Here is a 19,196-nt window from a genome sequence, read left to right as displayed (position 1 = left end):
TTCGATCTCTAGCTTCGTGGGATCGGGGTTTCCGCGTCGAGCCGCGCAGCCAGTTCCACCGCCTCGGACACGGTGAACACGCCTTCGTAGATGGCTTTGCCGATGATGACGGCGCCGGCACCCGTGGCCTTCACACCCCGCAGATCGTCGAGCTGCGAAACGCCCCCCGAAGCGATCACGGGGCAGGGTCCGATGTGTGCAGCCAGGCGGGCGGTGGCTTCGAGATCGGGCCCGGTGCGCATCCCGTCACGGGCGATATCGGTGTAAAGCACGGCAGCCGCACCCGCTTCGGCAGCGCGCTTGCCCACATCGAGGGCGCTGGCGTCCGTGTCCTCGGTCCATCCGGCCACGGCCACCTTGCCGTTGCGTGCGTCCACCGCCACCACGATGCGGCCCGGGTAGCGGCGGCAAAGGTCCTCCACCAACGCGGGGGTGCGAATGGCGGCCGTTCCCAAAACGGCGTAGTGAGCGCCCGCAGCAAAGAGCTGCTCACAGGCGGCGGCGTCGCGGATGCCGCCCCCCACTTCCACTTCGAGCCGGGTGCTGGCGACGATGCGGGCGATGGTGTCGCGGTTGTGCTGGCTGCCACCACTGAACGCGGCATCGAGGTCCACCACGTGGACGCGTGCGGCGCCCGCCGCCTCGAAACCCGCCACCAATTCCCAGGGAGCTTCGGAGTACACCTTCGCGGTGTCGGCGCGGCCCTGTTCGAGACGAACGGCGCGGGCACTCATGAGATCGATCGCGGGGAAGATCAGCACGGGCGCACTGTAGCCGGTAGACGCGCTCCCCACCAGCCGGGGGGGCAGGCCGAAGTGCTGGAATCGCGAAGTGCCGGAATCCTAGGAAGCCACGAAGCGGCGCAGCAGGGCCAATCCCGCCTCCTGGCTCTTCTCGGGATGGAACTGGCAAGCAAAGATGCTGTCCTTGGCCACGGCCGCGCAGAACGGCACGCCGTGGTCACTGAAGAGCGCCACGACCGAGGCGTCTGCGGGGGCGGCATAGTAGCTGTGCACGAAGTAAAACGAGGTGGCCTCGGGGGTGTCACCCAGCAACGGCGTTCCCGCCGCGGGGCCGCGGGTGCAGGGGTTCCATCCCATGTGCGGCACCTTGAAGGGCGGGGGCAGGTCGAAGCGAATCACCCGCCCCGGAATCACCCCCAGGCCTCGTACGCCCGGGCTCTCGTCGCTCGCCTCGAAGAGGATCTGCAGGCCCAGGCACACGCCGAAGTAGGGGATCCCCCTTGCGATGGCCTCCAGCACGACCTGCCTGAGCGCACCACCATGACAGGAAAGACCCTGAACGCAGCTTCCGAAGGCGCCCTGGCCGGGCACCAGGATCTTGTCGGCCCGGGCGATCCGGTCCGGATCGGCGGTGACCTCGGCGTGAGCCCCGACGGCCTCGAGCGCTTTTTGTACGCTGCGCAGGTTGCCGCTACCGGTGTCGACCACGGCCACGTGCGCACGCGCCGAGGCGGCGTGCGGGGAGGGATCGGGGGTGTTGGGGGCAGTCATCGAGGCCCGATCTACGCGGTGAGCGTGCCTTTTGTCGAGGGTACACCCTGTACGCGCGGATCGAGGGTGACCGCCTGGCGTAGGGCCCGGGCGAACGCCTTGAACAGCGCCTCCACGATGTGGTGCGCGTTTTCGCCGTAGCGGCACTCGAGGTGCAGATTGCAGAGCGCCGCGCCCGCGAACCCGCCGAAGAACTCCCGCGCCAGCTCCGCGTCGAAGGTGCCAATCCAGCGGCCTTTCAACATGTCGGCCCGGTAGACCAGATAGGCGCGCCCCGAAAAGTCGACGGCTGCCGTGGTGAGGGTCTCGTCCATGGGCACGGTGGCGTCGCCGTATCTATTGATACCCTTGCGTTCCCCGAGCGCCTGGGCAAAGGCCTGGCCCAGGCAGATGCCCACGTCTTCCACCGTGTGGTGCGCGTCCACGTCGATGTCGCCACGGGCATGCAGCTCGAGGTCGATGAGACCGTGGCGGCAGACCGCGTCCAGCATGTGGTTGAAGAAGGGCAGCGGCGTGTCGATGTTGCGCTGCCCCGTTCCGTCCAAATTCACCGTGAGGCGGATCTGGGTCTCGCTGGTGATTCGCTCCACCGTGGCCCGGCGCATGCCGCAACTATGCGGTGGCCACCCACAGACGTCAAACGACTCGCGTGCCTTCCGAAGCGCCGCGGCCGATGTCAGAAGCACCGGAACGCGATAGAAAGACGTCGTGATGGTCGTTGGTCCCCACGGACGCGCTCTAGGCCAGCTCCTTGCGGCCGTTGCGCTCGTGGGTGGCCTGCCGGGGTGTGAGCCCCTCGAGGCCGGACTGGAAGCGCCCGGGGTCGTCCCCGATGCAGCGGTCTTGGATGCCAGTGCCCCGAGGACTCCGGATGCCGCGCGGATCGATGGCGCCGCGGACGCCGCCCGCCGCGAAGTGGGGGGGCCCGTGGTGCTCTCGGGCCTCCCGGCCGTGGTGGGCTGTGCGGATGGCACGCGCGAGGGCTTCCTCGACGTCACGCCCGGCACCTGGCCCGACATTGGAGGCTGTGCGGGCGGTTGGCAGGTCCCCGGGCTCACCTACACGGCTGGGCGTCAGTCCGTCTGTGGCCGGCGCGCGGGCAACACCAGCACCAACCCCCAGGGGCTCGGTTGCGGCGCCGCCGATCTTTGTGCTCCGGGTTGGCATGTGTGTCTTGGGCCCCGGGAGGTCGAGCGGCGGTCGCCGAGCGGCTGCGAGGCCGCGGTTCCTCCAGGTACGAGGGCGTTCTTCGCGGTGGCCGGGGGCGGCAGCGTCGGGGGGGACTGTGTCTTCGGTCCCAGCGCCCACAACGACGTCCGAGGTTGTGGCACTTTGGGGCAGCCCGAGGCAGACGGCTGCTTTCCGCTCGATCGTCGGCTCGAGTTCTACGACTGCCTGGCCACTGCGGGGGTCTGGGACTGTGGGGGGCCCACGAGCCACGTGACCGAGGTCCTGACCGTCTGGAAGCCCCGCCCCGAACTTGGGGGCGTGTTGTGTTGCCGGAACGAGCCTGACGACGGATGATGAGCGGAGCCGTGAGGGGCGCGGGGGCGGCCGCGTGACCTTCGACGACTCTGCCCAACCCAGTTCGTTTCGGGAATCGAGGTCGACATGAAGAGTGCAAAGGCGCGGAAAGCCGGTTGTTTTCACGCATCGCGGGTGCTGGCGGTCTTGCTTGTGAGCGGAGCCCCGGCCCCCCGCGCGGCCCTCGCGGACACGGCCGTGCAGGCCGAGGTCGTGCCTTTGCCCCCTACCGAAGCGCGCCCCACGTGGGTCCGCAAAGCAGACAAGGGCTTTTTTGACGACGCCGTGGCCCTCAATCCCGAAGCCCACGTGGTGGCGGTGATTCGCACGGACAGCGCCTCGTTCGCCCATCTCGAGCTCTTTGATCTTTCGACCAAGGAGAAGGTCAACTCGATCGCGCTCGGCGATCCGAACGAGATTTACGAGCGCATCGTCTTCCCGGGCCCCGACCGGAGCGTGGTCTTGGTGGTGCGTGACGGCAAGTCGGGCCAAAGACTCGCGCAGCGCTTCGACGAAGCGGGCAAACCTGCCGGCGTCATCGGGCCAGCGACCCAAATCGGATTCACCTCCCGCGCGGGCAAGCCGTTCGCCGTCAAATGGGACCGTCTTCAGAAGAAGGGGCGCACGCAGTACGCGGTCGCGGCCGTGGACCTGGCGGATCTGTCCGTGGTGGGGAAACCCAAAGTCCTGATGGCCGACCTCGAAGATCGGCTCACCGCCCCCGCCTTGAGGGTGCTCGCCTGGACCGATGGCCAAAGCCGCCTGTTTGGTCAGGAGCCCGGAGGTTACGACAAAACCAAAGATGTCAGGATGCCCGACCGGGCGGCGCTCTTCGACCTTCTGCGCGGCGAGATCGTGTGGCGGGGTGAGATCACCGACGTGATGGGCTGGGGCCTTGCCAACCAGCTCCGCCAACGTCGGCCCGGGCGGAGCGTGTTCGCCGACATCGCGGAGGACGAGTCCAGGCTCGAACTGGTGGACGCGATGGGTGTGCGGGCCCCCCTCGGCTTGCGGGTTCCCTTCGAGATGTACGACCAGCGTTCGTTGATCGAGCGGGAAGCCGTGGATCCCCCACGGCTTGCCTTCAGCCTCACCGTCGACCCCCTCAATCCGCCCGCGCTCGCGCGGAAAAAGGCCGACGTGCCCAAGCTCGACCTGTACCAAGTCGCGCTGCCCGAGCCGGGGCAGCTGGTGCCGCAGGTGCCACTCACGGCCGAGCACCTGCTCCGGGTGCCCATGAACGATCGCCCGGTGGGATGGACCGTTCACGGCAGCTACGTGGTGATCTTGAGGAAATTCAAGAGCTTCGCCCGCGGTGGGGACGCGTTCGAGGTTTACACAATCCGCTGAAAACGCAGGGGCGCGGTGCCCTCACTTTTTTTGCCCTCCCTTTGGCGCGCGGGGGTCTAAGTGCTCTAGAGGCGGGCGACGGTGGTGATTTCGAGGCGGGTGGGTAAGCAAAACGGACCTGCCGGTCTCCCAAGAGAAGATGCCCCACCCCTCGGGATCGTGGGGTGTTCTCGCAAGCTTCCGAAACCATCTGCTCCGTCGCGTACAGTCAAACAAAACTCAGGCTTTATTCCTTGCGTGGCCCATGATCGGCATTGTATTTACTCGGCTCCTTATGTGGGACAAAGCTGCAGCGAGAGAAAGCTGCGCCCGCGCGGGGGCGTGGCAAGTGAGTTTGCGGCGGGCGGCGTTGATGGTCGGAGTCATCGCAGCTCTCGGAACTTCGGGTTGCGATCAGGTCAAGGGACGTCGGCTGATTCAAAAGGCCAACGCCTCGTACCGTGATGGCAACTACAAGGAGGCCGTGGCCTTGTTCAAGGAGGCCGAGCAGCTTCTGCCCGAGTTTCCCGTTCTTCATTTGAACAAGGGATACACCTGCAAGCAGCTGATCGTGCCCGGCTCGAAGACGCCCGAGAGCATCGTGGGCGCCGACTGTGCGATCAAGTCGTTCAAGCGGTACATGGAGCTCAAGCCCGAGGATCCCCGCGGCGAGATGCTCTACACCCAGACCCTCTTCGACGCCGACCGTTTTCAGACGCTGGCCGATATGTACGAAGAGCGCTTCGCCGCCAACCCCAAGGACGGTCAGTCCGTGGCGGGTCTGATGCAGGTCTACTCCAAGTGGGAGAAGATGGATGAGGCCCTCAAGTGGTACCAGGTCAACGTCGAGCTCAAGCCACAGGACGCCGAGGCCCTCTACGCCGCGGGCACCTTCATCTACAACCAGCTGCTCATGAAGGGCGGCGGCACGGACAAGCAGATGTGGGACCCTCGACCGGGTGCCGTCAATGCCGCGGGGAAGCCCATCTTCATCGAGTCCGACATTCAAGGACAGCAGCGGGTGGACCTTGCCGAGGCGGGAATCAAGTACCTCGAGCGCGCCGTCGAGCTGCGTCCGACCTATACGGACGCGATGGCGTACGTCAACCTGCTGTGGCGCCAGAAGTCCTTCGCCTACTTCGAGCAGCCGGCCGAATGGCAGGCGGCCGTGGACAAGTCCACAGAGTGGGCGAAGAGGACGATGGAGGTCATGAACCACGGCGTGCGCCCGGCCGGGGCCGTGGCCGCAGCCGACGGCGCCGCCGAGGGCAAGGGCGAGGCCGCAGCGGCAGCCGCCAGCCCGGAAAAGAAATCCCCTGCCAAGGCTGCCAAGCGCCCCGCGAAGGGCCGCAAGGGTAAGCCCAAGGGCAAGAAGTAGTTCACCCGCGTTCAGCGAACCGAAACACCTGGGATACCCACCGCGAGCAAGCCATGGCGTTCGAGGCATTTCTCACGCAAGACAAGGTCAAGCCGAAAGGCCGCCGGTACACGTACGTCGTCTCCATCGGGCTGCACGGGGTTGCGCTGGTTTATGCAATCGTGCACTCGTTCTGGCACGTCGACGAGCTGTCGCCGCCCAGCGTGGCTGTGACCTTCATGTCGGCGCCGCCACCACCGCCGCCGCCTCCTCCTCCTCCGAAGAAAAAGTCGTCTTCGACCAAGCCGAAAACGCCCAAAGCGGAGATCGTGCAACCGAAGCCGAACCAGGTCGTTCAGCCCAGAGAAGAGCCTGAACCCGAAGAGGAAGAGGAAGAAGACTCGGGCGAGGACGACGGCGTCGAGGGCGGTGTGGAAGGGGGCGTAAAAGGGGGCGTGGTGGGCGGTGTCGTGGGCGGTGTCGTGGGCGGCACCGGCGTTGAAGAGGCGCCGAAGATGCTTCCGCCCGCCATCGGCGAGAAGCAAGCCCTCTCGAACCCCCCTCCCGACATCCCCGCCGTGCTCAAGCGCTCCGGTATGTTGCTCTTCAACCTCGTCAAGATCTGCGTGGGCAAGGGCGGAGACGTCTCGAACGTCACCGTCATCAAGCCTTCGGATCCTTTGTTCGATAAGGCCTGCACGGACAAGATGCGGACCTGGCGTTTCCGACCCATGTCCGTGGGCGGCAACCCCGTTCCGTTCTGCTACGTGCAGAAGAACATTTTGAAAGTCAGTCAGTAGTCCTCTCACGCGCAAGCTTCATTCGGTCGAAAAGGCAATTCGGGAGACGCCTCGAAGGAGAAAACGAACATGAATTTTTCTATTGCACATCTCTGGTCACAGATGGGCATGGTGGCCAAGGGGGTCGTCATCGTCCTGATCATCATGTCGATCCTCGCCATCGGCGTGACGGTCGAGCGCTTCATCACCTTCCGAAAAGCCAAGATTCAGTCTATCGGCTACATCGGTTCGCTTCTGCCGCTCGTCAGCTCGCAGGGGCGCTTGCGTGAGGCGGTGGGCCTCGACCAGCGATGGCAGGCAAGCCCCGTCGCCAAGGTCATTGGGTCGGGCATCAACGAATTTGTCAGAGGCGTCGAGAGCTTGGGCGCCAAGGCGAGCGACGCCTCCGAGTTCGAGCTCGTCGTGGACGGTTCGAGCCGCACGATGGAGCGCGTGAAGGAGCGACAGCTCGCCGGGATGCGCAAGGGCATGCCCCTACTGGCGACGATCTCGTCTTCCGCCCCGTTCGTGGGTCTGTTCGGCACGGTGTTCGGTATCATCACGGCCTTCCAGGGCATGGGTGACCCCGAGAAGGGTGGCGGCGGCATTGCGTCGGTCGCGGCCGGTATCGCCGAGGCGCTCATCGCCACGGCCGTCGGTCTCGGCGTCGCCATCGTCTCCGTTTGGTTCTACAACTACTTCATCGCGAAGATCGACGACGTCACCATTGACCTCGACGAGACCGCCGGTGAGGTGCTCGACAGCATGATGCGCGAAGCCCGTGGCCCCATGGCTGTGGCGCCGATGGCGGCCGCACACGGTCATGGTCATGGCCATGGTCCGCCCTCCCAGATGCCTCGTGGCCCGATCACGTCGCCGTATCCCGGCGGTGGTCCCCAGAGGTACTAACCCTCCGCACCCCGCATCGAGGTCCCACCGTGGCCACGGAACACCAGATCAAGAAGATGCGCTCGAAGGCGCGCCACCCCAAGAAGCGTTCAAAGGGGCAGGTGAAGGCCGACATCAACGTCACACCGCTGGTGGACGTGGTGTTGGTCTTGCTCATCATCTTCATGGTGGTGACGCCCATGATAGTGAGCGGCGTGGCCGTGGACCTCCCCAAGACCACCGCCCACCAGAAAAAGGCGGACGATGGCAAAGACATCATCGTTTCGGTCACCAACGACAAACAGATTTACGTGATGGGGAAGCGAGCCAAGGGCCTCGACGAGCTGACATCGCTCGTCGAAGCCGAGAAGCGAAAGTCTCCCGAAAAGAACATCTTCTTGAAGGCTGACAACCGCATCACGTACGGTCTGGCACGCGAGGTGATGGAAACGATCAACAAGGCCGGAATCGAAGACGTCTTCCTGGGAACGGAAGAGTTCCGGCAGCCCGAGGCCGGCCAGGCCGGCGGTTGAGCTGCTCTGCTCAACCCACGGGTCCACGCAGGTTCTTTAAGGAGTCCAAGTCATGGGAATGGACGTAGGTGGCGGCAAAGGCGGGGCGAAGTCAGACATCAACGTCACGCCCCTCATCGATGTCGTCCTCGTGTTGCTCATCATCTTCATGGTGCTCACGCCCTCATTGCTCAAGTACCACGATGCCAACGTGCCGAAGAAGATGCCGGATGACGTACCACCGCCACCGGACCTTCCGAACAACATCGTCATCGAGTACAACGCAGATCGGCAGATCACGGTGAACGCCGAGCCCGTGGCCTGGGAAGCCTTGGCCGACAAGCTCTCCGATCGCCTCAAGAAGGCCAGCAAGAAGGTCGTGTTCTTCAAGATCGAGGACGACGCGAACTACGGCGAGGCCGTGAAGCTCATGGACACCGCGCGCGGCGCCGGGGCCGAGACCCTGGGCATCGTGACGAAAGACTGACTGACCTTGGCGCTGCCCTCGGCAGCGCTTGACAGACCCGCCCGCGTCCGGCTCAAGTGAGAGGAGAGCCGAACATGTGGCGGGTTTTCCGTTTGTTCCCCCGGGCGCTTCCGATCGCCGCCACGCTGGCCCTCGCAGGCTGTCGCGACGACGCTCCTGCGGGCGGTTCGCCTTTTCTGCAGGCGCTCGAGGCCCTGCCGTCCACGGGCGCACCGGCGGTGTTGTGGCGGATCGAGACCTTCGACGCGGGTGTCGCCCCGCCGTTTCCCGCGGACGTCACGTTTCGCGCGGTGTTCGATCAGCTCCTCGAGGTGACCCTGGTGCAAGACCTCGCGGGCGGCACCCCGCGGCCCGGTGCGGGCGTGGCCTGGGTCCGCTGGCAGCGGGAGGCCGGCGCCGTCGACTTGCCGCTGCTCTCGACTTACGACCCGGGCCGTCGCATCGAGGGCAGGTCCGCCCCGAGTGTCAGCTTCGTCACCCCGGCCCCTCTTCCCTCGGCGGCAACCCTCACGCTCGAGCTTGCGCCCGAGCGTCTACAAGGCCGGGGCGGAGGGCCCTACGTCGGGCCCACACGATTTTCGTTCGAGACCCTTCCCTTCGGCGTGACCTTTCCGGCCCCGGAGAGCGCTCACCCGGTCGATTTCGTGGTGCGTCTCGCGTTCTCCAGCACTCCTGGCGCACCCGTGCCCGGCGCCGTGCGGGTGAGCCGCGCGGGCGAGCCCGTGGCCATCGAGATTCTCACGCCGATGGCACAGCCCAAGTCCTGGCTCGTGAGCCCGCAGGGCGAGGGCGTGCCCTGGCCGCAGGGTGAGCTGGAGCTCCGGCTGGACCCCGAGCTGGTGACCGATCGGCATGGCGTGCCGCTGCCCGCGGTGGGGGCGTACGTCTACCGCTTCACCGTGGGGGCAGCCCCACCCGACGCGCTTGCCCCCGATGGAGGGCTCGTCGACACGGGCCCAAGCCCCTGACCGTCTTTGCGACGCCACTGTCCAGCCTTTGGGCAGAGCGAAGGGGGCATGTCCGTAGCCCGGAGGGCCCGTCGTCCAGCGTCGCATTAACGTCTGTGAAAACGTTGGCATTCGGGCGCTCGTCTGCATGGCACGGCCTTCGCAATGCGCCCGTCCATGCTTGCCAAAGTGACCTCAGCCACCGTCATCGGAATCGAAGCTGCGCCCATCGAAGTCGAGGTCGACATAGGCGCCGGGCTGCCGGGCGTGAACATCGTGGGCCTTCCAGACGCCGGGGTGAAAGAAGGCCGCATCCGCATTCGGGGCGCGCTCGAGAATTGCGGGTTCAAACTTCCGCAGCGCCGTGTGGTCGTGAATCTGGCCCCCGCGGATCTCAAGAAGGACGGCGCCGCCTTCGACCTGCCCATCGCGCTCGGCATCCTGCGCGCGGCTGAGGCGTTGCCCGAGGGCGCGCTCGACCAAAGCCTGTTCCTGGGAGAGCTGGCGCTGGATGGCACCCTGCGCCCGGTGCGAGGCGTGCTTCCCGTCACCGCCTGGACTCACAAAGCCGGCCTCGCACGGATCTTCGTTCCGGCACCCAACGAACGAGAAGCGCGGATGGCGGCCAAGGGGCTACAGGTGGTGGGTGTGCGCTGTCTCGGCGAGTTGGTCGAAGCGCTGCGTGCGCCGGGCGCGCCAGGACTCGACACGCTCCGCCGCCCCGACGTCCCGGACGAGGATCCTGCTGAGGCGCAGACGCTGCCCGACCTTGCCGACGTGCGGGGGCAAGAGGAGGTGCGTCGCGCGCTCGAGATTGCGGCGGCGGGCGGTCACAACATCCTGTTCGTGGGGCCCCCGGGTTCGGGCAAGACCATGCTCGCCCGGAGGTTGCCTGGCATTCTGCCGCCGCTCAGCTTCGAGGAGAGCCTCGAGACCACGATGGTCCACTCCGTGGCCGGGGTTCTCGGTGCGGGGGGCCTCGAGCGCGCGCGCCCCTTTCGTGCCCCCCACCATACCGTCTCCGTGGCGGGGCTCGTCGGGGGCGGCCCCCTGGTTCGTCCGGGCGAGGTCTCGCTCGCTCACAATGGGGTGCTCTTCCTCGACGAGCTGCTCGAGTTTTCGCGCACGGCTCTCGAAGGGCTACGGCAGCCCCTCGAAGACCGGTTCATCACGTTGGTACGCGCCCGGAGGGCGGTACGTTTTCCTTCGGACTTCATGCTCGTGGCGGCGCTCAACCCCTGTCCCTGTGGCCACCTGGGCAGTGCCTTGCGCACCTGTACCTGTTCACTCACGGCGATCGCCAACTACCGCGCCAAACTGTCGGGGCCGCTACTCGACCGCATCGACCTGCACGTGGATGTACCCGCCGTGCCTTACCGGCATCTGGCGGCGGGCACGCCGGGAGAACGGAGCGCCACCGTGGCGTTGCGCGTTTCGGGCGCCCGCGCGCGGCAAGCCACGCGGGCGCGCACGGTGAACGCGCGTCTGACGCCGCAGGAACTCGGAGCCTTTGCCCCTCTCGACGAGGCCGGCCATCGTCTGCTCGAACGCGCCGTGGAACGCTTTGCCCTCTCGGCGCGGGCCATCGATCGCATTCGACGGGTGGCACGCACGATCGCAGACCTTGAAGACGCTCCACACGTGCGGTCTGCGCATGTGGCCGAGGCGCTCTCCTATCGTGTTTTCGATCGCGAGATCGTTAGCAACTGATCGCAAAGGCCTGCGGATAAGCACCTCGAAAGGGAGTCAACACTCATGAACATCAAAGAGAAACTGAAGTCCATTGCGCAGGCCCTGTCGTCCATCGAGAAGCAGTTCGGAAAGGGCGCCATCATGGCGCTTGGGGAAGGAACCCTCCCCGAGGTGGGCGTGATCCCCACGGGCTCCGTGGGCCTCGACCAGGCCCTGGGGGTTGGCGGCTTGCCTCGCGGCCGCGTGGTCGAAATCTACGGCCCCGAATCTTCGGGGAAGACCACGGTGACCTTGCAGACGATCGCGCAGGCACAACAAGCGGGAGGGGTCTGCGCGTTCATCGACGCTGAACACGCGCTCGACATCGGCTACGCCAAGAAGCTGGGTGTGAAAATCGAGGAGCTCCTGGTTTCGCAGCCGGATTGTGGCGAACAGGCGCTCGAGATCGTGGATCGCCTGGTGGCCACGGGCGCGGTGGATCTGGTGGTCGTCGACAGCGTGGCAGCGCTCGTGCCCAAGGCCGAGATCGAGGGCGAGATGGGAGATGCGCACATGGGTCTGCAGGCCAGGCTGATGAGCCAAGCGCTGCGAAAGCTCACGGCCGCCACGGCGCGCGCGAACGCCACGGTCATCTTCATCAACCAGCTTCGCCAAAAAATCGGCGTGGTCTTCGGCAACCCCGAAACCACCACGGGAGGCAACGCGCTCAAGTTCTACAGCAGCGTGCGCCTCGACATTCGCAAGACGGGCGTCTTGAAGGATGGCGAGACCGTCGTGGGTTCGAAGGCGCGGGTCAAAGTGGTGAAGAACAAAGTGGCGCCTCCCTTTCGTGAGGCGCAGTTCGACATCCTCTACGGCGTGGGCGTGGACGTGGCGGGCGAGATGTTGGACCTGGGCGCTGCGGCCGGGCTCATCGACAAGGCGGGGGCGTTCTATTCCTGGAAAGGGGAGCGTCTCGGGCAAGGGCGGGAGCGGGCACGGGAACATCTCCTGGCCCATCCCGAGCTCATGGCGGAGGTCAGGAAATCCGTTTTGGCCTCTGGGACCGGCGCAGGTCTAGAGACCGAAGGGCGCGTGGGTCCGGTTGCCGTCGCGGGTGCCAGCGGCGGTCGCGACGCCGTGGCTTTGGCCTCGGCGTGATCCGTGCGCTCGATGAGCGGGGGGCCGTCCGCGGTGCAGCTGCCGCGCGGACGGCCCCAGGGGTTCATTCGGCCGGGGCGCTCGGGGTGACGAGGGCCGGGAGGCGGGCGAGCAGGACGCTGCGGAGCTTGGTCGCGGAGACGGGCTTGGTCAGGTAGTCGGTCATGCCCGCGGCCAAACAGCGGTCCTGGTCTTCCTGAAACGCGTTGGCCGTGAGGGCCACGATGGGAACCGCGGCGCCCTTGGCACCGGATGTCCGTATCGCCTGCGTGAGCTCGAAGCCATCCATGCCTGGCATCTGACAGTCCGTGAACACCAAGTCGAAGTCGTGGGCGTGCCATTCGGAGAGCGCCTCGAAGCCGTTGCCCGTCATGTGAACGATGCAGTCGAGTTTCTCCAGCAGGCGTTGCGCCACGAGCTGGTTTACTTCGTTGTCTTCCACCACCAACACCCGGGGTGCCCTTTGCCACGTCGGACGGCCTTCCTGAGCCTCGGGCGTCCGTGCGGACGGCGTGGGCGCTTCACTTGCTTCCTCGAGGGCGAGCGGCAGGTCGACCGTGAAGGTCGTGCCTTGTCCCGGCTCGGACACGAAATGGATGGACCCACCCATCAGCTGCACGAGCTGCCTGGTGATCGCGAGCCCCAGCCCACTGCCCCCATGCTGGCGGGCCCAGCGCGCGTCACCTTGCGTGAAGGGCTCGAACAAGCGCTCGTGGAGCAGGTGCGGAATGCCGGGGCCCGTGTCGGCCACCGCCAGGCGAACCTGCGCGCTGTCTGTGCCTCCGACGACGCCCACCTCCGCGCTCACGACCACCGACCCGGTGTTCGTGAACTTGACGGCATTTCCCACCAAGTTCAGCAAGACCTGCCGGATCCGGCTCGCATCTCCGCGCAAACGCGTGTGCGGCGCAGGGCCTGGATAGGCCAAGCGGAGGTCAAGTCCCTTGCGCACGGCCTCGGGGCGCAACAGTGCCAACACCCCCTCGAGGGTCGCGCCGAGATCGAAGGCACCTTCCACGATCTCCAGGCGTCCGGCCTCGATGCGCGAAAAATCGAGCACTTCATTGATCACCGTCAGCAGGGTCTCACCCGATGCGTGAATGTTTTCCACCAGCCGGTGTTGATCAGGCGAAAGGGGCGTATCGAGCAGAATCTTCGACAGACCCAACACGCCGTTCATGGGCGTGCGGATCTCGTGGCTCATCGTGGCCAGGAACTGGCTTTTGGCCTTCGTGGCCGCCTCGGCCAGGTTCTTCGACGCGATGAGCTCGTTTTCCACTTCCTTGATGCGGGTGACGTTCTGAAACGAACCGACCAAGCGCACGGGCTTGCCCCTGCGAAATTCGGCGTGCCCGAGCGAGCGGACCCAAAGGCGTTTGCCCTTGGCGGTCACGAACTCGGTCTGGAGGTCCCAGGGTGTGCCCTCGTTGATGCAGGCCGAGACCGCGGCCTTCACCTCCTGCTGGGCTTCCCCCGAGTAGAAGCCGAGCGCTTCTTCGAGCGAGAGCTCTCGGCCCGGTGGAAGCTCGTGAATGCGGAAAACCTCATCCGACCAGCGGACCCGGCTCGAAGGGATGTCGAGCTCCCACCCGCCCACCTCCAGCAGCCTCCCGGTTTCGCTCATCAGGGCTTCGGAGCGAGACAAGCGAATGCGCAGCAGCAGATTCTCCGATACGGCAGCATGATTTTTGAGACCGCTCGTCACGACGAACGTGAGGAACAGCAAAGAGACCAGCCCCACGGCCAATCCCAACTCCGACCCGCTCAGCAGGAAGCGAACCGAAAGGGGGAGCGTGAGGGCCGCGCCGAAAGGTACCAACGCCGCGCGGACGGGTCCCAGGGTGGCCGTCGCCCCCGCCGCAACACCCGAGAGCATGAAGGCGAGGAAGATTTGGTGAGTGGCGTCGTCCGGAAAGAGCACGATCGGCGCGGAGCCCCAGGCCAGCCCGGCCGCGTAATTTCCGAGCAAAAAGCGGCGTAACCAGACGCTGGTCCGTGGTCCCTCCGGCCCCGCTCGTGCGGCGGCGCGATGGTAGCGCGCGCTGACGAGGCCGCGGACCGCGCCGATGCCGAGGGACGTGCAGGTCCAGCCCCAGAGCCAAGCGGTTTCGACGTGCCCGTGGCTCACGACCGCCAGCACGATGACGTTCAGGGCGGCGGCCCACAACGCCGTGGGTAGACTTCCGAACAACAGCTTCAGTTGTTCGGCGCGGACGATCGCCTGTTCGGTCGCCGTTTGGGGGGCGGGTTGAGCCAGCTGCAAAAGGGGCGGGAGCGAGGTCAAACCAGCGGCCTACATCGGCCGCTCGTCTCGGGGGCTTGACGAGGACGGACCTGACTCGGCGCGATAGGCCTCAGCCAGCAGGCTCACAGGGTGGGCCACGCGCATGGCAAGTCCCGCCTTGCCGACCCCCCCTCCGATCTGGAGCAAGCAGCCGGGGTTGCCGGTGGCCACCACCTGGGCGCCGCTGGCCACGAGGGCCGCAAGTTTCCGGTCCAAAATCGATCCTGCCAGCTGTGGCTGCAAGACCGCATAGAGCCCCGCGCTGCCGCAGCAGGTGTCAGCGTTTTCCAGGGGCACGGGCCGATAGCCTGGAAGCGCCGCCAACACCTGTTTGGGGGCGGCGCTCACCTTTTGCGCATGGACGAGATGGCAAGGCTCATCGTACGCCAGGGACAGAACGCTTCCGCCGCTCGGCCCCCGGGGCGTCTCGAAGCCGATCTCGACCAGGAACTCGCAGATGTCTCGCACCTTGTGGTCGAAGGCGACGGCTTCGGCGTCGTTCGGCAAAAGTCCCTGGGTGTGACGCAACTCTGCGCCGCAGCCGGCGGCGTTGGAGATCACGGCGTCGAAGCCGTGGGGTGCAAACGCCTCGATGTTGCGTTTGGCCAGAGCGACCGCCTCCGTGCGTGCCCCGTTATGGATGTGCAAGGCCCCGCAGCAGGCCTCTTCGGGCACCACGTGCACCTCGCAGCCGTTGCGGGTCAGCACCTCGACCGTGTCGGCATTGACGCTCGCGAACATGTGGTCTGCGAGGCACCCGGTGAACAACGCCACCTTGTGCCTGCGCGCGCCCTGCGCAGGGAAGACATAGGTGCCGCCGCGGGGATCGAAGGCTTTGGCCACCGTGTCGCGAAACGCCCGGGGCGGCAGCAGGGGAGGGTTTGCGGCCGCCGCCTGCAGACGCCGCCCGGGCAGCCAGCCGAGCCGCGCCAGACGCCGGCCGAGGGCCAGGAGCCCGAGCGACTGCGCCCACCACAAGGTGCGGAGCACGACACGCTGCACGCGCCGCGAGGGCAGCACGCGCTCGAAGAACAGGCGGCGTAACCAGCGCCCGGCGGCGGGCCTTTGCCGTAGGGGCTCGAGTACGGTGCGGCTGCGCTCCAAGATTTCGGCGTAGGGCACTCCCGAGGGGCAGGCTGTCTCACAAGCGCGGCAATCCAGGCACTGGTCGAGATGGCGCAGCACCTCGTCGCCCGGCTCGATCTGGCCCTTGAGCAAGCCCTTGACGAGGTAGAGGCGGCCCCGCGGAGAGTCCATCTCCACCCGCAGCTCCCGGTAGGTGGGGCACGCCTCCAGGCAAAAGCCACAATGCACGCAGGTCGAGACCTGCTCGAACGAGGGGGCCTCGGGGCTTGCGAAGAGCTTCAGATGGGCGCTCTTGCGGGGTTGAGTAGGTGTTTCGGATCCCATGCGTGCTTGAGTGAGGAAAAAAGCCGATGCGCCGGTGTCGTCGCAAGGCGCGGGGGATAAAAAGGCAGGGCGTGGCGACCGTCGAGGTCCGTGGGCGCCGACGCGACACAAGCATAGCCCCCGTGCACGGCCGCCATCGTGTCGAGACGGGCCACCCAGGCGCCGATGGCTTCGACACCCGCGTCGCGAGGCCAGTGCAGCCGCGCGAGCCCGAGGCCTACGCTCACCGAAGCGTGACTGGCGAGGGCCGCGGGAATGCAGGCCGCGAGGGCCGAAGGTTTGGTGCCAAGCCTTACGGTGACCCCCCCGCCTGTTGCCGGAAGCTGCGCGAGCGCCTCCCATTCCCGGCGGGCGTCCTCGACGACCAGGCCCTCGGCGCCCGCGGGGAGGCGCGCCTGCAACTCGGCCAGGTGCCGCCGCACGAAGGGGGGGCTGCCCTCGACGCCCACCAGAGCGAGGGCGGCGGCCCTGGGCCAGGCGAGCCCGAACCGCTGCGCACATTCCCCTGCCAGGGCCCCGCCCAAGAGCTCGAGCGCGGTGGGCTGCAGAGGGCTCTGGGCGACGTCGAGCAGCCAGTGGTGTCCCGCCGCCACGCTGGCGAAGGGCACGAGCAGGGCCTGCGAAAGCAAAGGCCGCACGCTCACCTTGAACGTGGCTTCGACGAGGATGCCCAAGCTGCCGAAGGCCCCCACGTGAGGCCGGTGCAGATCGAAGCCCGTGACGTTTTTGACCACGCGTCCGCCCGATCGGGTGAGGTCGCCGCGCGGGCTCACCACATGGAGGCCAAGCAGGTGATCCTTGGCCGTGCCGTATCGCTGCCGGCGCGGGCCCGTGACGCCGGTGGCGAGCGTGCCGCCGAGCGTGCCTCCAGGGTAGGGCGGGTCGAAGGGCAGCCACTGGCCGTGGGTGGCCAGAAGCTCTTGCAGCGAGGACCAGCGGATCCCCGCTTCGACGGTGATCACGAGATCGCGCGGCTCGTACGCCACGACGCGGTGAAGACCGGACGTGGTGAGCCGTAAAGCGTTGCCACCCTCGTCCGCACGCGGCCAGGCCCCGAGCGCCTGCTTGGTGCCGAGCCCCGCAACGTGGAGGGGGCGTTCGGCGCGAAACGCGGCTTGCACCTGCTCGCACAGCTCCTGACGCGAGCTTGGCTCGGCGACGCGCGGGATCTCCGCGTTCCCGTTCACAGCCCCACCGGCTTCCGCGTCTGGCCGGAGCCGGGCCCGAGCTCCACGCAGCGCCCTGGATGCGGCAGCGCCTTACCGGGATTACACAGGCCCATCGGATCGAAGACCGCGCGCAGCCGGTGCATCTCCGCGAGATCGGTCTCGCTGAACACGTCGCACATGTAACTCAGCTTTTCGATGCCGATGCCGTGTTCACCGGAGAGGCTGCCCCCCACCGCGAGGACCAGCCGCAAGATCTCGTCGCCTGCAGCCCTGACCCGGTCGATAGCGCCCGGTTCTCGCTCGTCGTAGAGGACCACGGGGTGCAAGTTGCCGTCGCCCGCATGGAACACGTTGGCGATGGTCACGTGGTGCCGCTCCGCGATCTGGCCGATCTCGGCGAGCACCTCGGGCAGCCGCGTGCGCGGGATGACGCCGTCGTGGGTGTAGTAGTTCGGAGCCAGGCGGCCGAGCGCGCCGAACGCTTGCTTGCGGGCCTTCCACAGGGTGAGTCGTTCGGCTTCGTCTTTTGCATGGCGAAGGCTTCGCGCCCCCGCTGCCTCGAGCGCTGCGACCACCGCGTCGAGCGACGCGGCGAGCTCCTCGACCATCCCATCGACCTCCACGAGGAGTACGGCGGCGGCATCGAGCGGAAGGCCCGCGTGGGTATAGGCTTCCACCGCCTGCAGCGTGGTTTTATCGATCATTTCGACGGCTGCGGGCACCACGCCCCTGTCGAGAATGGCGGTAACCGCCCGGCATGCGTCCTCGACCGTGTCGAAGACGGCGAGCACGGTCTTCACCCCTTCGGGCAAAGGCGTGAGCTTCACCAGCACCCGCGTGGCGATGCCAAAGGTGCCCTCGCAGCCCACGAAGGCCGAGACCAGATCGTAGCCCGGGCTGTCGAGCGCGGTGCCGCCGAGGTTCACGATCTCCCCGTCCGGTAAAACCACCTCCAAGCCGAGGATGTGGTTCGTGGTCACGCCGTATTTGAGCGTGTGGGGCCCCCCCGAGTTCTCGGCGACGTTGCCGCCGATCGTGCACGCGTTTTGGCTCGAAGGGTCGGGCGCGTAGTGAAGACCCGAGTGGGCCACGGCGCGCGAGAGATGAGCGTTCACGACACCGGGGCCCACCCAGGCCTGGCGGTTTTCGAGATCGATCTCCTCGATGCGGTTGAGGCGGGCGGTGGAGATGACGAGCGCCCCCACCGCCACGGCGCCTCCCGAAAGGCCCGTGCCCGCCCCTCGGGCCAAAAAGGGCACCCCGAAAGCCGCGGCCACCTTGACCAGGCGTGAGACTTCGTCGGTCGTTTCTGGGATGGCCACGGCCAGGGGCAGTGCGGTGTCGAGCGTCTGCCCGTCGCAGTCGTAGGCGTACAGACCCGCGGGCGCCGTGACGAGCCTTTCGGGGGGCAAAAGCGCACGCAGAGCTTGCAGCACGGCGCCCGCGTCGAAGCTGAAGGCGGGCATGTTTTGCAGCACGGATTCGTGCAGCTTGGCCCCTTTGGGCAAAGGGAGCGCGGCCAGGGTGCCCCGTTGTTTCATTCCGCCAGGACTCTACAGCTTTTCGAGCGCTCGGGCAGGTGCGTGGTGGGCGCCTGTGGCCCCTGCGCCACAGGGTGTGAACCGTCCGTGCCTGCTTCGTCCAATCTGTATCCAGGCCTGGGACAATCTGTGTAAGTTGGCCCGCGACCCCACCCGACCTCCGATCCTAAGTAGCTGGAATCAATCAGGAGTGGAATATTTCCGCCGTTGGCCCCGTTCATGCTTAAGACAGTAAGCGAATCATTTGGAGGATTCACCGATGAAGACCGTTGGACGGGTTAAGTGGTTTAGCAATGTCAAGGGTTATGGGTTTATCGAGGTTGGCGGGAAGCCCGATATCTTCGTCCACTACTCGGAGATTCTGGCAGATGGCTTCAAGTCGCTGAAAGGCGGCCAAGAGGTCGAGCTCGAGCTCCACGATGCGCCGCGCGGACCTTCCGCAAAGGCCGTTCGCCGCATCGACAAATCGAACTAATCAATCACGATTGCCGTGCGTCCTGCGCTCCCCCCGGGGCCTGGGCGCACGGCGAACGCGCAGCACGGATTGCGGCCAGTGGAGGGGGGTGTAACGACCCTTCGGGTGGGTAGGGTTCTGCGGGTGTGACCAGGGGCTTCGTGCTACA

18 protein-coding genes are annotated in these 19,196 nt (G+C 66.5%); 11 read left to right on the top strand and 7 right to left on the bottom strand.

Features of this window, described 5'->3' with window-relative positions; all coding sequences use genetic code 11:
- Positions 1-8: 8 nt before the first annotated feature.
- The 3 genes from hisA to hisB form a co-directional block, all read right to left on the bottom strand.
- Positions 9-761 (bottom strand): 1-(5-phosphoribosyl)-5-[(5-phosphoribosylamino)methylideneamino]imidazole-4-carboxamide isomerase, encoded by a 753-nt coding sequence (gene hisA / locus KA712_13410; protein ID MCG5053955.1) that lies wholly within the window; start codon positions 759-761, stop codon positions 9-11.
- Between the two features lie 81 nt (positions 762-842).
- Positions 843-1,514, bottom strand: coding sequence for an imidazole glycerol phosphate synthase subunit HisH (gene hisH, locus KA712_13405; protein MCG5053954.1), 672 nt, complete (start codon positions 1,512-1,514; stop codon positions 843-845).
- 11 nt (positions 1,515-1,525) lie between these two features.
- Positions 1,526-2,119: an imidazoleglycerol-phosphate dehydratase HisB gene (gene hisB / locus KA712_13400; GenBank protein MCG5053953.1), complete on the bottom strand. Its 594-nt coding sequence runs from the start codon at positions 2,117-2,119 to the stop codon at positions 1,526-1,528.
- Between the two features lie 103 nt (positions 2,120-2,222).
- Between hisB and KA712_13395 the strand changes: the two genes are divergently transcribed.
- From KA712_13395 to recA, 10 genes are all read left to right on the top strand, one after another.
- A complete protein-coding gene (locus tag KA712_13395) occupies positions 2,223-3,038 on the top strand; it encodes a hypothetical protein (GenBank protein ID MCG5053952.1) in 816 nt (271 codons plus the stop codon).
- An 87-nt stretch (positions 3,039-3,125) separates the two neighbouring features.
- Positions 3,126-4,388: a hypothetical protein gene (locus KA712_13390; GenBank protein ID MCG5053951.1), complete on the top strand. Its 1,263-nt coding sequence runs from the start codon at positions 3,126-3,128 to the stop codon at positions 4,386-4,388.
- A gap of 328 nt (positions 4,389-4,716) precedes the next feature.
- Positions 4,717-5,745: a hypothetical protein gene (locus KA712_13385; GenBank protein MCG5053950.1), complete on the top strand. Its 1,029-nt coding sequence runs from the start codon at positions 4,717-4,719 to the stop codon at positions 5,743-5,745.
- Positions 5,746-5,798: 53 nt separating this feature from the next.
- Positions 5,799-6,524, top strand: coding sequence for an energy transducer TonB (locus KA712_13380; GenBank protein ID MCG5053949.1), 726 nt, complete (start codon positions 5,799-5,801; stop codon positions 6,522-6,524).
- Between the two features lie 69 nt (positions 6,525-6,593).
- Positions 6,594-7,412, top strand: a complete 819-nt coding sequence (locus KA712_13375; protein ID MCG5053948.1) for a MotA/TolQ/ExbB proton channel family protein — start codon at positions 6,594-6,596, stop codon at positions 7,410-7,412.
- 56 nt (positions 7,413-7,468) lie between these two features.
- The gene (locus KA712_13370) at positions 7,469-7,924 is read left to right on the top strand and encodes a biopolymer transporter ExbD (protein ID MCG5053947.1); all 456 of its coding nucleotides are present in this window, start codon (positions 7,469-7,471) and stop codon (positions 7,922-7,924) included.
- 52 nt (positions 7,925-7,976) lie between these two features.
- On the top strand, positions 7,977-8,390 hold the full coding sequence (locus KA712_13365) for a biopolymer transporter ExbD (GenBank protein MCG5053946.1): 414 nt from the start codon (positions 7,977-7,979) through the stop codon (positions 8,388-8,390).
- A gap of 74 nt (positions 8,391-8,464) precedes the next feature.
- Positions 8,465-9,358 carry a hypothetical protein gene (locus tag KA712_13360; protein ID MCG5053945.1) on the top strand — a complete coding sequence of 298 codons (894 nt, stop codon included), beginning with the start codon at positions 8,465-8,467 and terminating at the stop codon, positions 9,356-9,358.
- A 156-nt stretch (positions 9,359-9,514) separates the two neighbouring features.
- Positions 9,515-11,047: a YifB family Mg chelatase-like AAA ATPase gene (locus tag KA712_13355; protein MCG5053944.1), complete on the top strand. Its 1,533-nt coding sequence runs from the start codon at positions 9,515-9,517 to the stop codon at positions 11,045-11,047.
- 45 nt (positions 11,048-11,092) lie between these two features.
- A complete protein-coding gene (gene recA / locus KA712_13350; GenBank protein MCG5053943.1) occupies positions 11,093-12,169 on the top strand; it encodes a recombinase RecA in 1,077 nt (358 codons plus the stop codon).
- A gap of 64 nt (positions 12,170-12,233) precedes the next feature.
- Here recA and KA712_13345 read toward each other — a convergent pair whose 3' ends face one another.
- From KA712_13345 to KA712_13330, 4 genes are read right to left on the bottom strand one after another with little or no spacing between them, the layout of a single operon-like run.
- The gene (locus KA712_13345) at positions 12,234-14,453 is read right to left on the bottom strand and encodes a response regulator (protein ID MCG5053942.1); all 2,220 of its coding nucleotides are present in this window, start codon (positions 14,451-14,453) and stop codon (positions 12,234-12,236) included.
- A 9-nt stretch (positions 14,454-14,462) separates the two neighbouring features.
- Positions 14,463-15,863 (bottom strand): 4Fe-4S dicluster domain-containing protein, encoded by a 1,401-nt coding sequence (locus tag KA712_13340; protein ID MCG5053941.1) that lies wholly within the window; start codon positions 15,861-15,863, stop codon positions 14,463-14,465.
- The gene (locus tag KA712_13335; GenBank protein MCG5053940.1) at positions 15,818-17,050 is read right to left on the bottom strand and encodes an FAD-binding oxidoreductase; all 1,233 of its coding nucleotides are present in this window, start codon (positions 17,048-17,050) and stop codon (positions 15,818-15,820) included. Before KA712_13335 ends, KA712_13340 begins: the two co-directional genes overlap by 46 nt.
- On the bottom strand, positions 17,047-18,573 hold the full coding sequence (locus KA712_13330) for an FAD-binding protein (GenBank protein ID MCG5053939.1): 1,527 nt from the start codon (positions 18,571-18,573) through the stop codon (positions 17,047-17,049). The genes KA712_13335 and KA712_13330 overlap by 4 nt, the downstream gene beginning before the upstream one ends.
- A gap of 259 nt (positions 18,574-18,832) precedes the next feature.
- Here KA712_13330 and KA712_13325 point away from each other — a divergent pair, with 259 nt between their 5' ends.
- Positions 18,833-19,048: a cold shock domain-containing protein gene (locus tag KA712_13325; protein ID MCG5053938.1), complete on the top strand. Its 216-nt coding sequence runs from the start codon at positions 18,833-18,835 to the stop codon at positions 19,046-19,048.
- The last annotated feature ends 148 nt before the right edge of the window (positions 19,049-19,196 follow it).

It is taken from the genome of Myxococcales bacterium, assembly GCA_022184915.1.
GTDB lineage: Bacteria > Myxococcota_A > Polyangia > Fen-1088 > Fen-1088 > JAGTJU01.
The sequence above is the reverse complement of the archived record's forward strand: the minus strand, read 5'-3'. Positions and strand labels throughout refer to the sequence as shown.